The sequence below is a fragment of the Pseudomonas sp. KB_15 genome (assembly GCF_052114525.1).
Lineage (GTDB): Bacteria > Pseudomonadota > Gammaproteobacteria > Pseudomonadales > Pseudomonadaceae > Aquipseudomonas.
Genome location: NZ_JBFREX010000197.1, coordinates 1 through 464 on the forward strand (window position 1 = coordinate 1; position 464 = coordinate 464).

Annotated in this window: 1 pseudogene; it reads left to right on the forward strand. The window is 65.9% G+C overall.

The annotated features are described in order from the left end of the window. Nucleotides 1–408 (forward strand): annotated as a pseudogene (locus tag AB4Z35_RS30435) (FtsH protease activity modulator HflK); the annotation flags it as partial. Between the last annotated feature and the right edge of the window lie 56 nt (nucleotides 409–464).

Here is a 464-nt window from a genome sequence, read left to right on the forward strand (position 1 = left end):
GGCCAGTCGTACGCCAACGACATCCTGCCGCGTGCCAAGGGTACTGCCGCCCGCCTCAAGGAAGAGGCCGAGGGCTACCGCTCCCGCGTGGTGGCGCAGGCCGAGGGTGATGCGGCCCGTTTCCGCTCGGTGCAGACGGAATACGCGAAGGCGCCGCAGGTGACGCGTGATCGCATCTATCTGGAAACCATGCAGCAGATCTACGCCAACACGAACAAGATCCTCATCGACGCCAAGGGCGGCAACAACCTGCTGTACCTGCCGCTGGACAAGCTGATGTCGCAGGTGCAAGGCACCGCCGCCACGCCCGCGCCGACGCCGGGCACGAGCGCACCGCCCGTGCCCGAGGCAGGCACCGACATCCGGTCGCGCGAAGGCATGCGCAACCGCGACCGCGATTCGCGCTGAGGAGACCCGTCATGAACCGACTGATTTCCTTCGCGATTGGACTTTTCATCCTGCTG